Annotated in this window: 17 protein-coding genes; 11 read left to right on the top strand and 6 right to left on the bottom strand. The window is 72.5% G+C overall.

Annotated elements, in window-relative coordinates:
* Positions 1-174 precede the first annotated feature (174 nt).
* The gene (locus tag ACFTZC_RS15095; protein WP_382889637.1) at positions 175-1,230 is read left to right on the top strand and encodes a LacI family DNA-binding transcriptional regulator; all 1,056 of its coding nucleotides are present in this window, start codon (positions 175-177) and stop codon (positions 1,228-1,230) included.
* A 63-nt stretch (positions 1,231-1,293) separates the two neighbouring features.
* On the opposite strand, the gene ACFTZC_RS15100 is transcribed toward ACFTZC_RS15095, so the two are convergent.
* Positions 1,294-2,205 (bottom strand): LysR family transcriptional regulator, encoded by a 912-nt coding sequence (locus ACFTZC_RS15100; RefSeq protein WP_382889639.1) that lies wholly within the window; start codon positions 2,203-2,205, stop codon positions 1,294-1,296.
* Positions 2,206-2,325: 120 nt separating this feature from the next.
* Here ACFTZC_RS15100 and ACFTZC_RS15105 point away from each other — a divergent pair, with 120 nt between their 5' ends.
* From ACFTZC_RS15105 to ACFTZC_RS15145, 9 genes are all read left to right on the top strand, one after another.
* Positions 2,326-4,455 carry an acetate--CoA ligase family protein gene (locus ACFTZC_RS15105; RefSeq protein ID WP_382889641.1) on the top strand — a complete coding sequence of 710 codons (2,130 nt, stop codon included), beginning with the start codon at positions 2,326-2,328 and terminating at the stop codon, positions 4,453-4,455.
* A 2-nt stretch (positions 4,456-4,457) separates the two neighbouring features.
* Complete coding sequence (locus ACFTZC_RS15110; RefSeq protein ID WP_382889643.1) at positions 4,458-5,309, top strand: MaoC/PaaZ C-terminal domain-containing protein; 852 nt, start codon at positions 4,458-4,460, stop codon at positions 5,307-5,309.
* 26 nt (positions 5,310-5,335) lie between these two features.
* Positions 5,336-6,085, top strand: coding sequence for a 3-oxoacyl-ACP reductase FabG (gene fabG / locus ACFTZC_RS15115; protein ID WP_382889645.1), 750 nt, complete (start codon positions 5,336-5,338; stop codon positions 6,083-6,085).
* A gap of 188 nt (positions 6,086-6,273) precedes the next feature.
* Positions 6,274-7,647, top strand: coding sequence for an MFS transporter (locus tag ACFTZC_RS15120; RefSeq protein ID WP_382889647.1), 1,374 nt, complete (start codon positions 6,274-6,276; stop codon positions 7,645-7,647).
* Positions 7,644-8,498, top strand: a complete 855-nt coding sequence (locus ACFTZC_RS15125; RefSeq protein WP_382889649.1) for a MaoC family dehydratase N-terminal domain-containing protein — start codon at positions 7,644-7,646, stop codon at positions 8,496-8,498. The genes ACFTZC_RS15120 and ACFTZC_RS15125 overlap by 4 nt, the downstream gene beginning before the upstream one ends.
* On the top strand, positions 8,495-9,376 hold the full coding sequence (locus tag ACFTZC_RS15130) for an HpcH/HpaI aldolase/citrate lyase family protein (RefSeq protein WP_382889651.1): 882 nt from the start codon (positions 8,495-8,497) through the stop codon (positions 9,374-9,376). Before ACFTZC_RS15125 ends, ACFTZC_RS15130 begins: the two co-directional genes overlap by 4 nt.
* Complete coding sequence (locus ACFTZC_RS15135) at positions 9,373-10,197, top strand: enoyl-CoA hydratase/isomerase family protein (RefSeq protein WP_382889653.1); 825 nt, start codon at positions 9,373-9,375, stop codon at positions 10,195-10,197. Before ACFTZC_RS15130 ends, ACFTZC_RS15135 begins: the two co-directional genes overlap by 4 nt.
* Positions 10,194-11,393, top strand: coding sequence for an acetyl-CoA C-acetyltransferase (locus tag ACFTZC_RS15140; RefSeq protein WP_382889655.1), 1,200 nt, complete (start codon positions 10,194-10,196; stop codon positions 11,391-11,393). Before ACFTZC_RS15135 ends, ACFTZC_RS15140 begins: the two co-directional genes overlap by 4 nt.
* On the top strand, positions 11,368-12,558 hold the full coding sequence (locus ACFTZC_RS15145; RefSeq protein ID WP_382889657.1) for a CoA transferase: 1,191 nt from the start codon (positions 11,368-11,370) through the stop codon (positions 12,556-12,558). Before ACFTZC_RS15140 ends, ACFTZC_RS15145 begins: the two co-directional genes overlap by 26 nt.
* Before the next feature lie 53 nt (positions 12,559-12,611).
* Here the strand turns inward: ACFTZC_RS15145 and ACFTZC_RS15150 are convergent, their stop codons facing one another.
* The 3 genes from ACFTZC_RS15150 to ACFTZC_RS15160 all read right to left on the bottom strand — a co-directional run bounded on the left by ACFTZC_RS15150 (position 12,612) and on the right by ACFTZC_RS15160 (position 14,385).
* Complete coding sequence (locus ACFTZC_RS15150; RefSeq protein WP_382889659.1) at positions 12,612-12,908, bottom strand: cytochrome C oxidase subunit IV family protein; 297 nt, start codon at positions 12,906-12,908, stop codon at positions 12,612-12,614.
* A 5-nt stretch (positions 12,909-12,913) separates the two neighbouring features.
* The gene (locus ACFTZC_RS15155; protein WP_382889661.1) at positions 12,914-13,486 is read right to left on the bottom strand and encodes a cytochrome c oxidase subunit 3 family protein; all 573 of its coding nucleotides are present in this window, start codon (positions 13,484-13,486) and stop codon (positions 12,914-12,916) included.
* A 68-nt stretch (positions 13,487-13,554) separates the two neighbouring features.
* Complete coding sequence (locus tag ACFTZC_RS15160) at positions 13,555-14,385, bottom strand: hypothetical protein (RefSeq protein WP_382889663.1); 831 nt, start codon at positions 14,383-14,385, stop codon at positions 13,555-13,557.
* Positions 14,386-14,717: 332 nt separating this feature from the next.
* On the opposite strand from ACFTZC_RS15160, the gene ACFTZC_RS15165 reads away from it, so the two are divergent.
* Positions 14,718-15,482, top strand: coding sequence for an SDR family NAD(P)-dependent oxidoreductase (locus tag ACFTZC_RS15165; RefSeq protein ID WP_382889665.1), 765 nt, complete (start codon positions 14,718-14,720; stop codon positions 15,480-15,482).
* A gap of 119 nt (positions 15,483-15,601) precedes the next feature.
* Here the strand turns inward: ACFTZC_RS15165 and ACFTZC_RS15170 are convergent, their stop codons facing one another.
* Together ACFTZC_RS15170 and ACFTZC_RS15175 are read right to left on the bottom strand one after the other, a co-directional pair.
* Positions 15,602-15,799: a ferredoxin gene (locus tag ACFTZC_RS15170; RefSeq protein ID WP_382889667.1), complete on the bottom strand. Its 198-nt coding sequence runs from the start codon at positions 15,797-15,799 to the stop codon at positions 15,602-15,604.
* Positions 15,796-17,010: a cytochrome P450 gene (locus tag ACFTZC_RS15175; RefSeq protein WP_382889669.1), complete on the bottom strand. Its 1,215-nt coding sequence runs from the start codon at positions 17,008-17,010 to the stop codon at positions 15,796-15,798. Before ACFTZC_RS15175 ends, ACFTZC_RS15170 begins: the two co-directional genes overlap by 4 nt.
* Positions 17,011-17,039 lie beyond the last annotated feature (29 nt).

Consider the following 17,039-nt stretch of genomic DNA (forward strand, 5'->3'; position numbering starts at 1 on the left):
CCGGTGCGGTGCCATGTTTTTACATCGATGTACAACAGCTGTAAAGAGCTGTGGCACGGCCCGTTGCCCGGCGGGCGGTGCCGGGCCGCGCCAGGGCTCCCACCGGGGTCCGCGCGTCCTCCCTGACCGGCACGGCATAGACTCGGCGGTGCCCGAGAGCAGGGGGAAGACGCGGTGGCACGACCCAGGATCAAGGACGTCGCACGGCACGCGGGCGTGTCGGAGAAGACCGTCTCGAACGTCATCAACGACTACGTCCATGTGTCGGACCGGACCCGGCGCGTGGTCCGTGAGGCCATCGACCAGCTCGGCTACCGGGTGAACCTGGCGGGCCGCCATCTGCGCACCGGGCGCAGCGGGATCATCGCCCTGGTCGTGCCGGAACTGGACGTCCCGTACTTCGCCGAACTGGCCCGGCATGTCATCCGCGCGGCCGAGCAGTCCTCGCTGACCGTGCTGGTCCACCAGTCCGGCGGGGACCGGGGCCACGAGCTGGCGGCGCTCGCGGGGTTCGGCTCCGACTTCGTCGACGGCGTCATCCTCAGCCCGCTCGCCCTGACCTCCGACGATCTGCGCGAACACGCGGGATCGCCGCCGACGGTCCTGCTGGGAGAGCTGCTGGAGGAGGGGGCCGACCATGTGGCGATAGACAACGAACGGGCCGCGCGCGAGGCCACCGACCACCTGATCGCCCGCGGGCGACGCGAGATCCTCGTCATCGGGGGCCGCGACAGCGCGGGACTAGGGACGGCGGAGGCGCGCACGCGCGGGTACCGGGCGGCCCTGTCGGCGGCGGGTCTCGCCTACGACCCGGCGGCACTGCTCCCCGTGGCGGCCTTCCGGATGCCCGACGGGGCCGAGGCGGCGGCCCGGGCGCTGGGCGGCGGCGGGCACCCCGACGCACTGCTGTGCCTCAACGACCAGCTCGCCCTGGGGGCGTTGCGGACGCTGCACGAGCACGGGGTACGGGTGCCCGAGGACATCGCCGTGATGGGCTTCGACGATGTGGAGGGCGGGCGGTACAGCGTACCGACCCTGAGCACCGTGGCCCCCGACAAGGGAGCGGTGGCCAGGGCCGCCGTGCATCTGCTGCGGCACCGTATCGACGAGGCGAACCGCCCGCGGGACCCGGCGGACGCGCCGTCGGGCGCCCCCCTGTCGCCGCAGGACCGCGTCGTGGCACACCGCCTCGTCCTGCGCGAGAGCACCGAGGGCGCGGCGCACCACTGATCCGCGCACCACTGATCCGCGCCCCGTGGATCAGGGCCCCGTGGATCCGCGCGACCGCTGTGTTCAGTCCACCCGTTCGGACATGGTCTCGCCGATCCGCTGGGCCAGTTCACGGAAGCGCTGGCCCGACTGGCTGCGGTAGCGCGGGTTCCAGGCCACGGCCAGGCCGAGCGGGGGCTGCGGTCCCGCCGTGTCCAGCTCGCGGAACTCCACCCCCTGGCGGCGGCCCCGGGCCGCGCTGGAGGGGACCAGGGCCACCCCCATCGCGTTCTCCACCAGAAACAGCACCGTCTCCACCTGCACCGCTTCCTGCGCGACACGGGGGGTGACGCCGGCCTCCTGGAAGAGCATCGTGCACAGCGCGTGCAGCCCCGGGATGGCGTGCGCGGTGTAGTCGATGAACGGCTCGTCGGCCAGGTCCCGCAGGGTGATGCGTTTCTGCCGGGTGAAGCGGTGCCCGGCCGGCAGCGCCACCACGAAACGGTCCGCCTCGACCGTGACGTACTGCAGATCGCTGCGCCGGATCATCGGAACCCGGACGATGCAGATGTCCAGGACGTGCCGCTCCAGGAAGTCCACCAGCGCGGTGTTCGTCTCCTCGGTGAACTGCACGGTGACGCCCGGGTACATCTCCCGGAAGGCGGGCAGCAGCCGCGGCAGCAGCCGGTTCTTCGCCGAGCCGACGAAGCCCACGCGCAGCACTCCGGTGGCGCCCGCCGCGGTCGACCCGGCGACCCGGGCCAGCTCCGCGCAGTGGAAGAGGGCCGCCCGGGCGTGCTCCAGCGCCGCTTCCCCCGCCGCCGTCAGCTCGACGCTGTGCGTGGTGCGTTCGAAGAGGCGCGCGTTCACCTCCTCCTCCAGTTTGCGGATCGAGACCGACAGCGGGGGCTGGGTCATGTGGAGCCGCTCCGCGGCCGTCCGAAAGTTAAGGGTTTCGGCCACCTCCAGGAAGTGCCTGAGCTGCCGTAGCTCCACGCTGATACCTCCCGTGTATCAAGAGTTGGCAATCACTCCTTGCTCATTGTATGGCCGCAGCCGCGTCCGCAGAGTGGCTCGGACCACACTCACGCTGACCGAGCATCAAGGGAGCCGCCCATGTCAGCCGTGCCGTCGCCGTCCGTTCCCACGGGTTTCGAGCAGGCGTTCAGGCCGCGTTCCGTCGCCGTGATCGGCGCCTCGGACGATGCGAGCCGCATCTCGGGACGGGCCCTGCACTATCTGCTGCGCAGCGGCTACGGTGGCGCGATCTATCCGGTCAACAACAAGCGGGACACCGTCCAGGGGGTCCGGGCCTACCCGTCGCTCGACGCGGTCCCCGACGTCCCGGACATCGCGCTGATCGGTCTCCCCTCCCATCTGCTGAAGCAGGCGGTGACCGACTGCGTGGCCAAGGGGGTCGCCGCCGCCGTCGTCTACGCGGCCGGATTCGCGGAGACCGGCGAGGCGGGCCAGGCCCTCCAGGACGAGCTGGCCGAGCTGGCCCGCGCCGGTGGCCTGCGCCTCTTCGGCCCGAACTGCCTGGGGCTGCTGCACGCCGAGAGCGGCTTCGTCGGCACCTTCAGCAGCGCCTTCGACGCGGAGGTGCCCACCGGCGGCAAGGTGGCGGTGGTCAGCCAGAGCGGCGCGTACGGTGGCCACCTGGCCTACCTGTGCCGCAACCGCGGCATCGGTGTCGGCTACTGGGTGTCCACCGGCAACGAGGCCGGCACCGATGTCGCCGAGTGCGTCCACTGGCTCGCCCTCCAGGACGACGTGTCGGTGATCCTCGCCTACGCCGAGGGGGTCCGGGACGCCGGCCGGCTGCGTACCGCGCTCGCCGTCGCCCACGAGCGGCGCAAGCCCGTCATCTTCATGAAGGTCGGCTCCTCCAGCACGGGCGCGGCGGCCGCCGCCTCGCACACGGCTTCCATGGTCGGCAGCGACGACGTCTACGACGCGCTCTTCCGCCAGTACGGCGTCCACCGGGCCCGCACCACGCAGGAGCAGGTCGACCTCGCCTACGTGTGCAGCCGCGGCGTCCTGCCGGCCGGCCGGCGGCTGGGGGTGGTCAGCGTCTCCGGCGGCTTCGGCGTGCAGCTGTGCGACGCGGCCGAGCGCCACGGGCTGGACGTGGCCGGTCTGCCCGAGGAGGCCCGGGCCCGGCTGCGCGAGATCAACCCGATGGGCAGCGACGACAACCCCTGCGACACCACGGCCGGCTGGCTCAACGACATGTCGCTGATCACGGACACCTACCGGCTGATGTACGCCGAGGGCGACTACGACGCCGTGGTCGGCTCCTTCACGATGCTCCCCGACTCGCCCACCTACGGCGAGGCCATCAAGGAGGCCATCGGCAAGGGAACCGCCGCATACCTGGACCGGCCGACCGTGCTGTGCATGGAGGCACGGCCCGAGGTGGTGCGCTCCTACGAGGCGGCGGGCTTCCTCGTCTACGACGACTCCGAGCGCGCGGTGGCGGCCCTGGCGGGGGCGGCCCGGCTGCGGGAAGGCTTCGAACGGCCGCTGCCCGCGGAGTGCCCCGCTTCCTCCGTCCCCCGCCTGGAGTTCCCCGACGGACCGCTCTCCGAGGCGACCGCCCGGAACCTGCTCGCCCCGGCGGGCGTCGCCTTCCCGTTCTCCCGGGTGACCGGTTCGCCGCGAGAGGCCGCCGAGGCGGCGCGCGAGGCGGGTTTCCCGGTCGTCATGAAGATCGTCTCGCCCGACGTCCCGCACAAGACGGAGATCGGCGGGGTCCTGCTGGGCGTCGCCGACGCCGACGCGGCGGCCGCCGCCTACACCACGCTCGTCGAACGCGTCCGCGCCGCCCGTCCCGACGCCCGTGTCGAGGGCGTCTCCGTCGCGGCGACCGCGCCGGACGGTCCCCATCTCATCGTCGGCACCCGCAGCGACCCGGTCTTCGGCCCCGTGGTGATGGTCGGGACCGGCGGGGTGCAGGCCGAGCTCTTCCAGGACGTCGCCGTCCGGGTCGGTGCCGTGGACCACGCCGAGGCGCTGCGGATGCTCGCCGAGATCCGCGGCCACGCCCTGCTCACCGGTTTCCGCGGCGCGCCCGTCGCCGACTCGGGGGCCGTCGCCGACCTCCTGGTCACGGTCTCCGCGCTGGCCGTCGCCCACGCCGGCCGGATCGACTCGCTGGAGCTCAACCCCGTGGTCGTCCGTGCGGACGGCCTCGGCGTCCTGGCGCTGGACGCCCTCGTCGTCACCCACGGGACAGGGCGGTGACCATGGACCCGTACGCACTGCTGCGCCGCGAGTTCGCCCCGGTCCGGCACCGCTACACCGCCCGTGACACCGCCCTCCACGCGCTCGGGCTCGGGCTCGGCGGTGACCCTCTGGACGCGCGGCAGCTCGCCTACGTACTGCCCGAGCGGTGCACGGCCTTCCCGACCCTGCCCAACGTCCTCGGCTACAGCGGTTTCTGGGCCCGCGAGCCCGGTACCGGCATCGACTGGCGGCGCCTGCTCCACGTCGAGCAGTCCCTCACCCTGCACGAGCGGCTGCCCGCCGACGGCGATGTCACCGGGTACACGCGCGTGACCGGTGTCGTCGACAAGGGCGAGGCCAAGGGCGCCCTGCTGTACCAGGAACGCCGCCTCACCGACAGCGCCGACGGCCGGCTGCTCGCCGAGGTCGGCCAGGTGAGCCTGCTGCGCGGCAACGGCGGCTGCGGCAGCACCATGGCCGCCCCGCCCGCCCCGCACCGCGTTCCCGAACGGGCGCCGGACCACGTCCAGGACCTGCCCACACTGCCGCAGGCCGCTCTGCTGTACCGGCTCAGCGGCGACCACAACCCCGTGCACAGCGACCCCGGCACGGCCCGCGGCGCCGGCTTCGACCGGCCCCTGCTGCACGGGCTGTGCACCTTCGGCGTCGCCGTGCACGCCCTGCTCGCCGGTCCGCTGGCGTGGGACGCCGCGCGCCTGCACCGGCTGCGGGTCCGCTTCACCGCCCCCGTGTACCCGGGGGAGACACTGCGCACCGAGTCCTGGACCGACGGCGGCACCGTCTCCTTCCGCACCCATGTCACCGAACGGGCGACGGTCGTCCTGGACGCCGGCCGCGCCGATCTCCGCTGAACCACCCGCACCTCAGGAGCCGCACCATGGATCTGGAACTCGCCGGCCGCACGGCCGTCATCACGGGCTCGGCCCGCGGTCTGGGCGCCGCGACCGCGCTGCGGCTGGCCCGGGAGGGCGCCGCCGTCGTCGTCACCGACATCGACGAGGAGGGCGCCCGCGCCACCGCCGCGGCCATCACCGCGCTGGGCCACCGCGCCGTCGCCGTCCGCGCCGACATCACCTCGGGCCCGGACGTCGACACCCTGGTGGCCGCCGCGAACGACGCGTTCGGGCCCGTGCACATCCTCGTCAACAACGCGGGATTCCCGCGCGACACCTTCCTCACCCGGATGACCGACGCGGAGTGGGACTCCGTCATCGAGGTCATCCTCAAGGGCTCGTTCCTCGTCACCCGCGCCGTCATGCCGCAGCTCATCGAGGGCCGCTGGGGCCGCGTCGTCAACATCTCCTCCCGCAGCCACTTCGGCACCGCGGGCCAGGCGAACTACTCCACCGCCAAGGCCGGCGTCCTCGGCTTCACCCGCGCGCTCGCCGCCGAACAGGGCCGTTACGGCATCACCGTCAACGCGGTGGCCCCCGGCTTCATGGAGACGGAGGCGGTGCTCGCCCTCGACGCGTACGAACGGCTCCGCGACCGCGCCGTGGCCGCCCAGCCGCTGCGCCGCCCCGGGCGCCCCGAGGACATCGCGGACGCCGTCGCCTTCCTCGTCTCGGAGCGCGCCTCCTTCATCACCGGCGAGACCCTGCACGTCACCGGCGGCCGCTACGGCTGAACCGGCCGGTGCGCGGGGCCGGGACGCGCCCGGTCCCGCCGCCGGGGCCTCCCGTCCGCCCCCCGCTCCGTTCCCCCGCTCCGTTCCCCGCACCGGTGCCCGTCCCCCTCCCCCTCCCGCGCGGCCCGCCGGGAGACCACCACCGTCCGTTCCCCCACGCTTGCCGAAGATGTCAATGGAGATGTCCCATGAGCGTTCCCTCCCCGTCCGCCGAAAAAGCGGCGCGTCCCGGTGACGCGGCCGCCGCCCGCCGCTCCAAGGTCCGCTACCTGATCGTGGCACTGCTGTTCCTGGTCTCGACCCTCAACAACGCCGACCGGGCGATCCTGTCGATCACCGGCTCGGAGATGCAGGGCGACATCGGGATGAGCGACGTCACCCTCGGCTACCTCTTCTCCGCCTTCTCCTGGGCGTACATGCTCGCCCAGCTGCCCGGCGGCTGGATCGTGGACCGCTGGGGCGCCCGGCGGGTGTACGCGGGCAGCATCTTCCTGTGGTCGCTGACCACGCTGCTCCAGGGCTTCGTCCCGCTGTTCGGTCTCGGCTCGATGCTGATCGCCCTGTTCGTCCTGCGGATCGCGGTCGGCATCGCCGAGGGGCCCGCGTACCCCACCAACGGGCGCGTGGTGGCGACCTGGTTCCCCGCCTCCGAACGGGCCACCGCCTCGGCCGTCTTCAACGCCGCGCAGTACGCCGCACCCGTCGTGTTCACCCCGTTCATGGCCTGGCTGACCCACAGCTGGGGCTGGCCCTCGGCCTACTTCGTCATGGGCGGCATCGGCATCGCCCTGAGCATCCTGTGGTGGGCCGTCTACCGCCAGCCCCGCGACCACGCCCGCGTCTCCGAGGGCGAACTCGCCCACCTCGTGGAGGGCGGCGCCCTGGTCGACATCGAACAGGCCACCCCCGTGGGCTCCTCGCACGGCCTGAGCACCTGGTCCGTGGTCCGCCAGCTCCTCAGCAGCCGGATGATGATCGGCATCTACCTCGGCCAGTTCTTCATCACCACGATCGTCTACTTCTTCCTCACCTGGTTCCCCATCTACCTGCTCAAGGGGCTGGGAATGCCGCTGCTGGAAGCCGGCTTCACCGCGGCCATCCCCGCGCTCTTCGGATTCGTCGGCGGCATACTCGGCGGCCTCCTCTCCGACTCGCTGCTGCGCCGCGGCATGTCGGTGACGGCGGCCCGCAAGATCCCGATCGTGTCCGGTCTGACCCTGTCCGTCTGCATCGTCGCCTGTGCCTGGACCGACAGCCGGACGGTCATCATCGTCCTGATGGCGGTCGCCTTCTTCGGCAAGGGACTCGGCAGCCTGGGCTGGACCACCGTGTCCGACACCTCGCCCAAGGAGGCGGCGGGCCTGTCCGGCGGACTGTTCAACACCTTCGCCAATCTCGCCGGCATCACCACCCCCATCATCATCGGATACGTGGTCGACATCACCGGGTCCTTCGACGGCGCGCTCCTCTTCGTCGGCCTCTCCGGGCTGGGCGCCGCGCTCTCCTTCCTGCTGATCACCGGCCGTATCGAACGCATCGAGCTGAAGGGAACCACCGCATGACTCCGCCGCCCGACCCCGGCGACCGGGAGGGCAGGAGCGAGGAGGCCGAGGACACCCCGGACCCCGGGTCACCCGCCGCCCTCGCCGCCCTGCTGGACCGGCCCGCCGCCGACGCGGCCGCCCCGCTGCCCCCGCTCCTGCACTGGCTCTGCTTCCGCCCCCGCGTACCGCGCGGCGAGCTGGGCCCCGACGGTCACCCCCGCACGGGCGGCTTCCTGCCGCCCGTCGAACTGCCGCGCCGGATGTGGGGCGGCGGGGAACTCGCCTTCGCCGCACCGCTGCGGACCGGCGTCCCCGTCCACCGCACCTCGGTCATCGCCCGGGTGAGGCGGCGCGAGGGCCGCAGCGGGCCGCTGGTCCTCGTCACCGTCGACCACACGCTGCGCCAGAACGGCGCGAGCGTCCTCACCGAACGCCAGGACCTCGTCTACCGCGCCGCGCCGACCGCCGCCGCGGACGCGCCCGGGGACGCGGCCGGGGCGGAGGAGGAGGAACAGCCGCCGGGGCGGTGGCGGCGTTCCCTCGTACCCGACCCGGTGCTGCTCTTCCAGTACTCGGCGCTGACCTTCAACAGCCACCGCATCCACTACGACCGCCCGTACGCCCGCGAGGAGGAGGGGTATCCCGGTCTCGTCGTGCACGCGCCGCTCACCGCGACCCTGCTGCTCGACCACTACCTGCGCCACCGGCCGGCCGCCCATGTCACCGGCTTCCGGTTCCGCGCGGTCCGCCCCGCCTTCGACGGGCACGCACTCGTCCTGCACGCCACCCCCGTGCCCGGCGGCGCGCGGCTGCGCGCCGCCGACGACCGCGGGCGGACTGTGATGAGCGCGGAGGTGGACGCCGTATGACCGGCAGTACTCCATGGCGGTCCCTGCTCTTCGTCCCCGCCGACAACGAACGGCTCCTCTCCGGCGCACACCGGCGCGGTGCCCACGCGCTCGTCCTCGACCTGGAGGACTCGGTGTCCGAGGCCGGGAAGGAAGCGGCGCGGCAGAAGCTGCCCGGGCAGCTGGTACGGCTGGCCGCGCTGGACCAGCGGGTGACGGTACGGGTCAACTCCGGCGCGGCGGAGCGCGAACGGGACCTGCGCGCGGCCGTCGGCCCCGGCCTGCGGGCGGTCGTCCTGCCCAAGGCCGAGGACCCGGCCGAAGTCGCCGACGCCGCCGCCGCCCTGACCGCGCTGGAGCGGGAACGCGGCCTGCCCGAGGGCTCGGTGGGGATCGTGCCGCTGATCGAGTCGCCCGCCGCGCTGTTCGCGCTGTCCGCGCTGGCCACCGCGCCCCGCGTCCGCGGACTGGCCCTGGGCAGCGAGGACTTCTCCCTGCGCCTCGGGGTGGCCCCGACGCCGGCGGTGCTCACCGAGCCGTGCCGCTGGATCGCGCTCGCCGCCGCGGCGGCCGGCGTCGCCTCCTACGCGCTGCCCGTCTCGCTGGCCACCCTGGACGGCGGCGAGGAGCTGACCCGCGCGGCCCGCCAGGCCAGGGAACTCGGCGCCACCGGCGCGCTCTGTGTGCACCCCGCGCAGGTCGCCGCCGTCAACGCGGCCTGGCTGCCGTCCGTACCGGAGGTGAGCGGCGCCCGCCGGATCGCGGACGCCTGGCGGGCGCGGGAGCGGGGCGCGGGCGCGATCCGGGTGGACGGCCTGATGGTCGACGCTCCCGTGGCCCGCCGCGCCCTGGACCTGCTGGCCGAGGCCGGCGACGGCGGAGCGGAGGGAACCCGGTGAGCGCGGACGTACGGCTCAGTGTGCGGGACGGGGTGGCGCTGCTCGTCCTGGACAATCCTCCGCTGCATGTGTGGAACGCCGGCATGACCCGTGGCCTGAGCCGGGCCCTGGACGCCGTGGAGGCCGACCCCGAGGCGCGCGTCGTCGTCCTCACCGGCGACGGCGACCGCGCGTTCTGCGCCGGTTCCGACATCGCCGAGTTCGCGGGGATGCGGGCGCCCGGCGAGGCGGTGGCCCGCAAACTCCGGCCGCAGCAGGAGCTGTTCGCGCGGCTCGCGGCCCTCCCCCGGCCCACGGTGGCCGCGCTCAACGGTCACACCCTGGGCGGCGGCCTGGAGATCGCGGTCTGCTGCGACCTGGTCGTCGCCGAGGAACACATCGCGATCGGCTCACCGGAGATCAAGCTCGGTGTGTTCCCCGGCAGCGGCGGCACGTTCCGCGTCGCCCGCCGCATCGGCGCGGGCCGGGCCAAGGAGATGCAGCTGCTCGGCGAGCCGGTCACCGCGGCGACCGCCCTGGAGTGGGGGCTCGTCAACCGGGTCGTACCCCGCGGCGGATCCCGCGCGGCGGCCCTGGAGCTGGCGCGGACCCTGCTGGACCGGCCGCCCCGGGCCATGGCGCTGTGCAAGTCGGTGGTCGACGCCGCGCACGACCTCACGGAGGACGAGCTGATCGAACTCTCCCTGCGTGCCAGCGACGAGGCGTTCACCTCCGCCGAGAGCGCCGAGGGCACCGCCGCGTTCCTGGCCCGCCGGGCCCCCGCCTTCCGGGCCTTCCCCGGCTCGGCCCCCTCGACGAGTGAACAGGAGAACCAGTCATGACCCGCGCGGCGATCGTCGCCCCCGTCCGTACCCCCATCGGCGCCTTCGGCGGCGCCCTGCGTCCGGTGCCGGTGGAGAAACTGGGAGCCGCCGTGGCGACGGAGACGGTCGCCCGGGCCGGGATCGATCCCGGCCGTGTCGAGGACGTCGTCTTCGCCCAGTCCTACGCGAGCAGCGAGACGCCCTGCGTCGGCCGCTGGATCGCCCTGGAGGCCGGCTTCCCCGTCGAGGTGCCCGGCATGCAGCTCGACCGGCGCTGCGGCGGCGGGCTCCAGTCCGTCGCCACCGCCGCCATGATGGTGACCTCCGGGGCCGCCGACGTCGTCGTCGCCGGTGGCGTGGAGAGCATGAGCAACGTCGAGTACTACAGCACCGACATGCGCTGGGGCGGCCGCTTCGGCTCCACCACGTTCCACGACCGGCTCGACCGGGGCCGCGAACGCGCCCAGCCCGAGCACCGGTTCGGCCGGATCTCCGGCATGATCGAGACGGCCGAGAACCTGGCCCGCGCCTACGGGATCACCCGCGAGGAGTCCGACGCCTACGCCGCGCGCAGCCACCGCAGGGCCGCCGCCGCCTGGGAGGCGGGCCGCTTCGCCCGCGAAGTCGTCCCCGTCACCGTCCCCCGGCGCAAGGGCGACCCGCTGACCGTCGACCGTGACGAGGGCGTACGGCCCGGCTCCACCGAGGAGGAACTGGCGCGGCTGCGCCCCGTCGAGCCGGGCGGCACCGTGACGGCCGGCAACGCCTGCCAGCAGAACGACGCCGCCGCGGCCTGCCTCGTGGTGTCCGAGGACCGGCTGGAGGAACTCGGTCTCACCCCGGTCGCCTTCCTCGGCGGCTGGTCCGCCGCCGGCTGCGAGCCCTCCCGTATGGGCATCGGCCCGGTGCCCGCCACCGCCCGGCTGCTGCGGAGGCTCGGCCTGACCCTCGACGACATGGATCTGATCGAGGTCAACGAGGCGTTCGCCTGCCAGGTCCTGGCCGTGCTGCGGGAGTGGGGCGTCGACGACGACTCCGAGCGGGTCAACGTGAACGGCTCCGGCATCTCCCTCGGCCACCCCGTCGGCGCCACCGGCGTCCGGATCATGACCACGCTGCTGTACGAGATGGAACGCCGCGGCGCCCGCTACGGCCTGGAGACCATGTGCGTCGGAGGAGGTCAGGGCATTGCCGCCGTCTTCGAACGCGCCTGAGCCGCGCCCCGGCCCGCTGGCCGGGCTCCGGATCGTGGAGCTCCCGGCGTTCGTCGCCGCTCCCCTGGCCGGGATGACGCTGGCCCAGCTCGGCGCCGAGGTGATCCGGATCGACCCGCTGCGGGGCGGCATGGACCAGCACCGCTGGCCGCGGACCGAGGACGGCGCGAGCCTGTACTGGGCGAGCCTCAACAAGGGCAAACGGTCGGTCGCCCTGCCGCTGGACACCCCCGAGGGGCAGCGGGCCGCGGCCGACATCATCTGCGCCGCGGGAGAGGGCGGCGGCATCGTCGTCACCAACCTCCCGGCGCGCGGCCTGCTCTCGTACGACCTGCTGTCGGCCCGCAGGCCCGATCTGATCATGATGCGGCTGCTGGGCAACCACGACGGCTCCCCCGCCGTCGACTACTCGGTGAACTGCGCCAGCGGTTTCCCGCACGCCACCGGCGCCACCGAGGCCCCGGTCAACCATGTCCTGCCGGCCTGGGACATCGCCGCCGGGCTCTATCTGACGACCGGTCTGCTCGCCGCCGAGCGGCGGCGGCAGGCCACGGGGGAAGGCCAGGAAGTCACCCTGGCCCTCTCCGACGTCATGCTCGCCACGGTCGGCAACCTCGGCTACCTCGCCGATGTCCAGATCAACGGCGTCTCCCGGGAACCCGTCGGCAATGCCCTGTACGGGGCGTTCGGGCGGGACTTCGCCACCTCCGACGGGCGCTCGGTCATGGTCGTGGCCATCACGACCCGGCAGTTCGACGCGCTCGGCCGGGCGACCGGGCTGACCGGGAAGCTGAGGCTCGCCGGCGAGCTCGTGGACGCCGACCTCACCACGGAGGGCGGCCGCTACGCCGCCCGGCACGCGCTCGCCGCGGTGCTGGAACCCTGGTTCGCCGCGCGCACCCTCGCCGAGGTCCGTGCCGCGTTCGCGGGATCGGGCGCGCTGTGGGGTCCGTACCAGACCTTCCGGCAGCTCGTGGCGGAGGACGAGCGCTGCTCCCCCGACAACCCCATGTTCTCGTGGATCGAGCAGCCCGGCGTCGGGACCTACCTCGCGCCGGGCTCGCCCCTCTCCTTCTCCCGCGACCCGGTGCCGCCGGCCCGGCCGGCGCCCGCCCTCGGCGCCGACACGCAGGATGTCCTGGCGGCGGCCGGCCAGGCGCGGTGAGCGTCGCCCGGGGCCGCGGGGCGGGTGCCCCCGCCCCGGGCTCGCCTGCCCCCTCAGCGGTCGCCGACGAGATACATGGTCACGAGCACCGCGCACACCACGACGGTCCATCCGCCGAACAGCAGGCGCAGCGCTCTCGGCGCCTGGGAGAGCTCCATGAAGTAGCGGCCGACCAGGTACACCTTGAGGAAGGCCACCGTCAGTACGCCCACGGTCGCCGCCTGCCGGGCACCGTGGCCGTCGCCGAGGTACCAGGACACCGCTGTCGCGCCCATGAGGGCGAGCCATACGAGGACGGCGCGGTGTCTGGCCGTGCGGGCCGCGGCGGGTGTCGGCACGGAGGTCGGCACGGGCGTCACCTCATCAGGTAGAGCAGTGCGAAGAGGACGATCCAGAGCAGGTCCACGAGATGCCAGTAGCAGCCTCCGGCTTCGAGGACACGCATCTCCTTGGCGCCGGGAACAGGGGTACGGGCGATCCTGTACATGATCACCAGGGCGGCCATCCCGATCAGCAGATGGAGCAGGTGGATGCCCGTGAGGACGAAGTAGTACATGAAGAAGACGTTCACCGACGGCCCGTGCCCGGCCTGGATCTCGTGCGCGTACTCCAGGTACTTGTCGACCACGAAGCCCGCTCCGCAGAGCAGCGTGACGGCGAACGACCACGCGCCCGACCGGGCGGCCCCCCGGCGCAGCGCGTGCAGGCCCATCACGACGCACACCGATCCGGTGAGCAGCAGCAGGGTGTTGACCGTGCCGAACGTGAGGCTCAGGGCCTGGCGGCCCCGCTCGAACTCCTCCGGGCTGCGCGACCGCTCGTGGACGAACACGCAGAAGAACACGGTGAAGACGACGAGGTCTCCGAAGATGAAGACCCAGATGCCGGTCTCCCCGGGTACCCGGCCGTCGCCCCGGGAGGGCCGCACGGGCCCCCTCGGGGCGACGCGTGACACGAACGGATCGGCGAAGGAATCCGGAGTCCGGGTGGACCCGGTCACGACACGCCGGCCGGCTCTCGTTCACCGGCTCCACGAGCCGGTTCCTGCTCGTGTACGAAGCCGTTCCTGACGTTCCGCATCGAGAGGTAGCTGAAGTACAGGACCCACATGCCGAAGACGACGAACGGTATCCAGAGGCACACCACGCCGGTCCAGCCGAACGGCCCGTCCTTGAAGAACCAGACGGTGCCGCCCGGGATGAAGCAGACACCGGCCCAGATGCTGAAGTAGCCCGTCCAACGCGGGTAGACGGGGGCGTCGGTCCTGTCCAGCAGGATGTTCAGCCCGAGTGCGACGGCCCAGATGGTGAACGGCGGCCATGTGCCGAGCAGGATGATGTAGGCCGCGTCGTTGAACGCCTGGGTGATCTCGGGTGACACCTCGCCGGCCCGGAAGGCCGCCGTCGCCCAGAGGCCGCAGTTCACGACGATCTGCGCGGTGCCCGCGGCCATGCAGGTCAGCTGTACGTAGGTCAGCGCCGGGAAGAGTCCTTCCTTGCGCCGGGTCTGGACGGCCACGCACACACCCCACACGCCCATCAGCGCGTAGGCCATGGTGGAGAGGACGAGGCCGATACGGATAGGGGTCGCGTGGTCCTGGTAGTACCGCGCCACCTGCTCCGCGGAGTCGCCCGGATGGATGGCGGGCGGGAAGTAGCGCGCGAGCCACACGCTGCCGATCGCGAACAGGACGACCATCGCGGGCCCGCACCACGCGATGAGGAGCTGGGAGTTGCGGCTCATGCTCCGGAGGTCGGGTTCCGCCCGACCGGCGGGATTCGAGCCATGGCCCGTGGTGGGAGCCACGACGGTATCGGGGGCGCTCATGGGTGCCCTCCTTCTCACTCGACCGATGGGGACGCGGGCGGACCGGGTGCCGGTCGGAGCCTTCTGCGCGACGCGGGGAAACGTCCGCGGCCCGCCCCTCGTACTGTGCTGGCCGCCGGCCGCTCGTCGGCGGGGGCGACACATCGAGCGATCCTCAGTCAACAAACAACTGATTGTTTGTGAAGGTAGCTCCGCCCCTGACGAGTGTCAACAGGACTGACACGTCACCGCCTTGTAACAAACAACCATTTGTTCTAGCGTGAGGATCCGTTGCGGGCCTGGGCCCGCGGGCCTGTCGTCGTGACGGGTCGACCAAGCGGAAGGAGCAGGCCGTGACTGCCGGTGGACAGCACGTCAGCACGCTTGAGGGAAGGACCGTCCTCATCACGGGGGCGGGCTCGGGAATCGGCCGGGCGACCGCGCGGCTCACCGCCGCGGCGGGGGCGTTCGTCGTCGCCACGGACGTCAAGGGCCACGACGAGACCGCGGCGGCCATCACCGATGCCGGTGGCGGGGCCGAGGCGCGCACGCTCGACATCACCGACGCCGGCGCGTGGCGGAGTGTGGTGGACGAGGTGCTGTCCTCGCACGGCCGGATCGACGGCCTGGCCAACATCGCCGGCATCGTGTCCAGCACGGACACCCTGCTGACACAGACCGAGGAGGGATGGGACCGGCTCATCGGCGTGGACCTCAAGGGCCCGTGGCTGGGGATGCGGGCGGTGATCCGGCACATGCTGGCCGCCGGGTCCGGAAAGATCGTGAACACCGCGTCCACGGCGGGGCTCATCGGCATGCCCGACGTGCTGGCCTACTCGGCGGCCAAGGGCGGCGTCATCGCCATGTCGCGACAGGTCGCCGTGGAGTACGCGGCGCGGAACGTCCAGGTGAACGTGGTCGCTCCCGGGGTCATCCGTACCCCCATGCACGGTGATGTCACCCCCGGGCTGATGACCGCGGTGAAGGCCGCGACCCCGGCCGGCCGCATCGGTGAGCCGGAGGACATCGGGAACATGGTCGTCTACCTGCTCGGGCCGGCCGCCGACTTCGTCACGGGTCAGGTGTTCACCGTGGACGGGGGCTGGACCGCGCAGTAGGAGTACGGAAGTCGTACGGCGCGCCCTGCGCCGAGGCGCCGCTCCACCGATCGGGGGGAGCGGCGCCGTCGTATCCGCCGAAGGCGCACCGGTTTGCCGAAGCCGCTCCGGCCGACCGGTCAGCCGTCGAGTCCGATCGCCCGCTCGGGGCAGCCGCGCGCTCCGCGCCGGGCACCGGCCTCCTGGCCCGGCGCGATCTCGACGGTGTCGTCGCGGCGCAGGTTGTAGCCCTCGTCATCGGGGAGGTAGACGTCGGGTGCCAGGGTGTAGCAGCGCCCGTGGCCCGTGCACAGCGAGCCGTCGACGGTGTACTTCATCGGCCCGCGCCTCCCGCCCGCCGGCCGGGGAACACCAGGTGCAGCGATGTCATCGTGCGCAGCACACCGGTCTCGTACTCCTGGGTGGTGCCTTCCTTGACGGAGAAGTCCGGGATCCGGCGCAGGAACTCCTCCAGGACGACCCGCAGTTCGAGGCGGGCCAGGTGCGAGCCGATGCACCGGTGCGGACCGACGCCGAAGGAGGTGTGCAGGATGTCCTCGCGGCCGATGTCGAGTTCGGCGGGGTTGTCGAGTGCTTTCGGATCACGTGAGGCCGAGGCGTAGTTGAGCAGGACGTAATCGCCCTCCTTGAACCGGTGCCCGCCGATCTCGGTCTCCTTGGTGACCGTGCGGCCGAGGGCGACCACCGGCGGGTAGTAACGGGCGAACTCCTCCACCGCGTTCGGGATCAGGCCCGGGTCCCGGACCAGTCTGTCGCGGTCCTCCGGATGGGTGGCCAGATGCAGCATCGCGCCGGCCATGACGAAGGTCGTGGTGGCGATGCCGCCGAAGGTCAGGTCGGTGATGACGCTGACCCGGTCCTCCCACGGACACGGCTCGCCGTCACGCTCGACCCCCGCGGCGATCACATCGACGAGATCGCCGCGCGAGGGCTCGTCCCGCCGCCGGGCGAGGAATTCGCCGAGGTAGCCCAGGGCCCGGCCGAAGGCCGCCGCACGCTTGTCGACGGGACCGTAGATGCCGGTCTCCATCGCCTCGACCAGCATCGGCAGATCCTCCACCGGGACGCCGATCAGGTTCTTGAAGAAGGCGCGCCCGGGCAGTTCGGAAGCGAAGTCGCTGATGAACTCGCACTCACCCCGGTCGACGAAGGAGTCGATGAGGTCGTTGGCGTCGGCCCGGATCTGTTCGTCGAAGCCCTTCACGGCGTTCGGGGAGAAGTACGGGCTCAGGACCCGGCGCCAGTTGTCGTGGTACGGCGGGTCGGACTCCTCCGGGTAGAGATAGGGCAGGCCCGCGGGGCGGTTGGGCTGGAAGCCCTTGGCGCTGCTGAACGTCTGCCAGTCCTGCCCGGCCCTGCGGACGTCCTCGTACCGGTTGATCAGCGCATAGCCGTTCCCGACCTTGCTGTGCGCGACCGGGCACCGCGCGACCAGGGTGTCCAGCACGTCGTAGAAGTTCTCGTTGAATGCCGGATCGTCGATGTCGAAGTCCTTCTCGATGTCTCGTCCGAACCGCTCGGTATCCATGTGAGGTCCTCCACCGGAATCTACGGTGC

Source organism: Streptomyces sp. NPDC056987, from assembly GCF_042673865.1.
In the GTDB taxonomy this organism is placed as follows: domain Bacteria; phylum Actinomycetota; class Actinomycetes; order Streptomycetales; family Streptomycetaceae; genus Streptomyces.